The sequence below is a fragment of the Kitasatospora sp. NPDC001683 genome (genome assembly GCF_053596495.1).
Genome location: NZ_JBSFGK010000198.1, coordinates 1 through 4,775, shown reverse-complemented (window position 1 = coordinate 4,775; position 4,775 = coordinate 1). Strand labels below are relative to the sequence as shown.

The following is a 4,775-nucleotide window of genomic DNA, read 5'->3' as shown; positions in this document are numbered from 1 at the left end:
CCGCACTGGGGCGGCACCCGCCGGGTCACCCTGCTCGGCGACGCGATCCACCCCATGCCACCGAGCGGCGGCCAGGGCGCCAACACGGCCCTGCGCGACGCCGCGCTGCTCTCCCGCTCACTCGCCGCCGTCCAACGCGATGAGGCCGAACTCCCCGCCGCAGTCGCACAGTACGAACTCCGAATGCTCGACTACGGCTTCACCGCCGTCACCGAAAGCCTCCAACACCTACCGGACTTCACCCCCCACGCGCCTAACGAACGATGAAAGCGCCCCAGTTTTGACCCCGCGCTCGCGAAGGAGGCACCGGACCGAGTGGCCCATGACTCGTACGTCCGGCTCGGCCCGAGGACGCGCGGACCATCGGAGACATCTGGTACCGAGGGTGGTGCGACGCCCACCTGGGGAACGTTCCCGATGCCCTGCTCGCTGTACGGACGCAGGAGTCGTTCGCCGTGCGCGCCGTGCAACACGTCGGTGACGCGGTCGTCGCGGTCATCGGCGGTGCGGTGGCGGGCTTCGTGATGGTGGCCGACGACGAGGTCGCGCAGGTGTACGTGGCCCGCAACCACCGGGGAAACGGTGTATCCGGGAGCCCTGCTCGCGGAGGCTGAGCGCCTCGTCGCAGCCGGCGGTCATGGGCGGGCCTGGCTGGCGGTGGTGGCCGGCAACCTGCGCGCCCGCACGTTCTATGCCCGCACCCTCTGCACCGCGGACCTCGGTCGCCCTGTGGACCTCCGCATTCAAGCGGACCCGCAGGCCTTCACGCGCTGGTGGATGGGTGACCTCACCTGGGAGGACCTCCTCCGCGCCGGCGCCGCCTGCCTCGAAGGCCCCACCACTCTCCGCCTGCCTTCCCGACCTGGTTTCGCGGCTACATCTCTTCGCGGCTCCACCGGCCGCCACGGCCGAGGGCTTGCCACGCAGCGAGGGCCGGGTGATGGGTCCACGTGCGGATGGGTGAGTCGGAGGCGAAGATGGTCTTCAGTTCGGCACGCGCGTTGTGCCAGCGGATGTAGGCACCGCTGGCGGCGTTCTGCTCGGCGTGGCGGCGGTGGTCGATCGGATCGGAGCGGCCCAGGTGCGCCATCTCAAGGGAGACCCGCAGGTCAGACCCCCTTTTCATGGCTGGTGGTCGCACAGCGTGCGCAGACTGGGAGGAGAACGACCCGCGCGCACCCCTTCGAGGCGATCACCGTGCGAAGCTCACCCACCCCCGGCGACCGAGGGCGCGTCTACCGGCGCTGCGGCTGCCGCGACGACCACCGCCGACAGCTCGGCACCACCTGCCCACGCCTCGCCGCCGATCCCCACCACGGCTCCTGGGCCTTCGCTGTCGACGCCCCTGCTCCCGACGGCCACCGCCACACCATCCGCCGCGCCGGCTTCCCCACCGAAGTCGACACCCGCATCACGCTGCGGCGCTTCAACCAGGGCCTGGTCGAACAGCAGCAGTTCACCGGGACAGAGCCGGGCGTCGGAACGGCGCGGCCGGCCGGGTCAGAACGTGGTCGTCACGGTGGCGCCGGTGACGGCGGTCGTGGCGTGGAGGGTGATGTAGTTCCAGCCGGCCGGCGGGTTGGTGATGGTGAGGGTGTGCGGGCCGTTGCCGGTGGCGGAGGCGGTATTGGCGGTGCTGTCGGCCCAGGTGGTGGGGTTGTAGTAGAGGTCGGTGATTCCGGTGCCAGGGGTGGTCGTGATGGTGAGCTTCTTGGTTCCGGCGGGGATGTCGATGTAGAGGTAGCTGTTGTCCCGGGCGGCGGCGGTGAGGTTGGACCGGCTGCAGTTCTGAGCCAGTCGGCGGGTGTCGTCAGCGGTGCACTCGGCGGTTGAAGCACCGACCGCGACCGTCTGGTCGGCGGTTGCGGTGGCGCCGGCCTTGTCGGTGACGGTCAGCCGGACGTGGTAGCTGCCCGGCTTGACGTAGGTCTTGATCGGATTGGCATCGGTGGAGGTAGTGCCGTCGCCGAAGTCCCACTTGTGAGCCGTGATCGCCGCGGAGTCTTCGGTGGTGTCGGTGAGCGTGACGTTCAGGCCGTTCGCCTTGGCGATGAAGGTGGCGGTGAGCGGCTTGCCGGGGGCGTTGCACGCACCGGCAGCGCATTCCTTGAGCCACTTGGCCCAGTCGGCGTCGTAGCTGGTGCCGATGGAGTTGATCAGGCCGAGTGCGGCTTTGTAGTCACCGGATCGGTAGTGGCCGAGCAGGGTGTCGATGTCGGAGCGGTGGTTCTCCATCATGTAGCGCACCGCGAGGTAGCCCCAGGGGTAGATCCGGTCCGTACCACTGCTGTAGGTGTTGGCGAAGACGGTGCTGAGCGGGTAGCTGCCCTTGGCCGCATCGGCGACCGCCGCGGTGTCGGTCACACCGCGGTAGCCGTAGGACTCGTACTCGGCGAAGCCTTCGATCCACCAGATGGTACCGGGGGTGGCGGTTGTGGCGGCGAAGTCGCCGGCGGTGTTGAAGCGGCCGTCCAGGTAGTGGGTGTACTCGTGGTTGAGGTTCCAGATCTGGAAGCTCGGGCGCAGCCAGTCGGCTTCGTAGGCGACGAACCGGGCCTGGTTGTCGGGCTTGGACGGGTCGCCTTCCTCGTAGATACCACCGTTGTTGGTGTCGACGCCGAAGATGACGTTGGCGTAGGTCTGGTAGTCGCTGGTGGAGTGGAAGACGTCCACCTCCATGGCGCTGTTGTGGTCGCCGGGCAGCGGGCCGGGGTCCTTGGCGAGCTTGTGGAAGTAGGCGTTCTCGCCGGTGAGGCTGTCGCAGGTGCTGAGCAGCTGCTCCTTGGTGAGCGCCTGGGTCACGATGTGGATCGTGCCGCACTGATAGTCGATGGTCAGCACGGCCTTCCTGAGCCGGTTGGGGAGGTCGCAGGTGCCGTAGTCGGAGCAGTTGTTCTGGTCGTTGTCGTTCGCCTGGGCGGCGATGCCGACCCAGAGGGGGGCGGTGGGGCCGGTCATCGAGGACTTGGCCAGCAGGTTCTTGATCACCGGGCGGACGGCGGGGGTCAGGGTGCGGTCCTGGAGGAACCGGGCCAGCTCGGTGCCGGCGTTGGACGCCAGGTAGCTCTGCGGTCCGCCCAGGAGGCCGAGGTTGTTGTTGGCGAAGGTCTCGAGGGTGGTGAGGATGGAAGGGTCGGCTTCGGTGGCGGCGACGAAGTCGGGGTTCTGGTGGCCGCGGAAGAGGACGGTGTAGACGTTGTTGACCGCGGTCAGCATGGTGTACGAGTCGTTGTACGAGCTGTTGTAGCCGGTGAGCAGCTTCTTGAGGAGGGGCAGGTAGCGAGCGTTCTGGCCGGCGCTGTCGATCAGGGTGACGGCTTCCGAGAGGACGGCGCCGTTGGCGTCGGTGGCGTCCAGGCTGTGGGCGTTGGCGTAGAAGGAGTCCAGGGCGGACTGGATCGCGGTCTGCAGAGCGCTGCCGTAGGTACCGACGTCGGATTTGTGGTTCCACTGCACGTAGTAGCCGGCCCGGAGGTAGAGCACGAGCTCCAGGACGTGGGTGCTGTTGTCCCCCGGGTAGCTGCGGGAGGCGGCGGCCAAGGCGTCCGCCACCGTGGTCATCTGCGACTCCTGGAAGGCCAGGTGTGCGTCCGAACCGGTGATGTTGAACAGGCCGTTGATGCAGTCCGGGCCGGCGGACTGGATCGCCTGGATCAGCGCGCCGCCGGTGTTCGCGGTGAAGGCGCTGGTGGAGCAGGCGGCGGCGCTCGCCTTCGGGCCGCCCGACTCCCCGGTCGTTGTCTTCGACCTTGCCGCGGCGGACCTTGCCGCGGCGGACCTTGTCGGGCTGCCGTAGTTCTGCTGCTGTGCCTCGGTGTTGGACGGCAGAGGCCGACGGTCCTTGGGACGCACCCGCTTCGCGTCGTCCTGGACGGCTTCGGTGGCCGACTGGGGTGCCAAACCTGGGCGGGGAGCGTCGGTCTTGACTTCGGGAGACGGGCTGGTAAGCCCCGCGTGAGCGCTGCCCGGCCCGTTGGCGGCGATCCCGACTCCGGCGGTCAGCGCAAGGGCGGCGGCTATCAGGAGCTTGGGCAGCTTGTTGCGGGCGTGTGCGGCTTTCATGGGTTCTCCTGGCGTGGGGGCAGCACCGTGCGGCGCGGCCTCGTGGGGAGGCTGCGCAATGAGGTGATGTTTCGTCGATTTTTCTGACACGGTCGGTCCGTGTCGGTTGTGGGGCGCCGAGGCGATGGCTATTCCTGGCCGATCGCAGGCTCTGCGATGAGTCGACTGACGGTCAGTTCGGGGATTGTCCGTGGCGGGACAGGGTGCCGACGATGATGCTCGCCGCTACCGAAGTGCCCACCGGCACAGGGCCGTTGTCGCGCCCGCGTACCACTCGTGTGTCGGTCATGTTCTCTCCTCGTCGGCAGATGGGGTGGTTTGCCGCCGACGTATGGGAGATCGGGCAGGGGGCTTCGGATAACGGAAAGTGTGCGAGATCTTCAGGATGGCTGGACGCGGGTGCCCGGCCTGAAGCACTCGACCGCAGGTAGAAGGCTGTCTTGTCAACTTCTGCACCGTGAAGGCCGATCTCGCAGATGGCTTCACTGGTTGCGAGGCGGTCCCCCATGTCGAGTGGCCGCCACAGCTTCCACCCCTTCGGGACGTTCGTCACGGCAGGCTGGCCGGACGCAGCGGCACGAGCGATCACCGTCCCGCAGACCCCCGACCCCGCTGACCGCAGCTCCGCGCTGTGGGGGTCCCGCCCGGCCCTACCGGCCGGGCCCCGAGCGGCCCGGCCCGGCGCGACTCCGGCAGCGGCTCGTCGACCACAG

Annotated in this window: 4 protein-coding genes; 2 read left to right on the top strand and 2 right to left on the bottom strand. The window is 68.5% G+C overall.

Annotated elements, in window-relative coordinates:
* Together ACWCYO_RS40245 and ACWCYO_RS40240 are read left to right on the top strand one after the other, a co-directional pair.
* Positions 1–267: FAD-dependent oxidoreductase (locus tag ACWCYO_RS40245; RefSeq protein ID WP_449787003.1), on the top strand; the 267-nt coding region annotated here is incomplete at its 5' end.
* Between the two features lie 188 nt (positions 268–455).
* On the top strand, positions 456–614 hold the full coding sequence (locus ACWCYO_RS40240; RefSeq protein ID WP_449787002.1) for a hypothetical protein: 159 nt from the start codon (positions 456–458) through the stop codon (positions 612–614).
* A gap of 260 nt (positions 615–874) precedes the next feature.
* Here the strand turns inward: ACWCYO_RS40240 and ACWCYO_RS40235 are convergent, their stop codons facing one another.
* Positions 875–1,090 carry a hypothetical protein gene (locus tag ACWCYO_RS40235; protein WP_449787001.1) on the bottom strand — a complete coding sequence of 72 codons (216 nt, stop codon included), beginning with the start codon at positions 1,088–1,090 and terminating at the stop codon, positions 875–877.
* A gap of 410 nt (positions 1,091–1,500) precedes the next feature.
* On the bottom strand, positions 1,501–4,062 hold the full coding sequence (locus ACWCYO_RS40230) for a collagenase (protein ID WP_449787000.1): 2,562 nt from the start codon (positions 4,060–4,062) through the stop codon (positions 1,501–1,503).
* Positions 4,063–4,775: the final 713 nt, after the last annotated feature.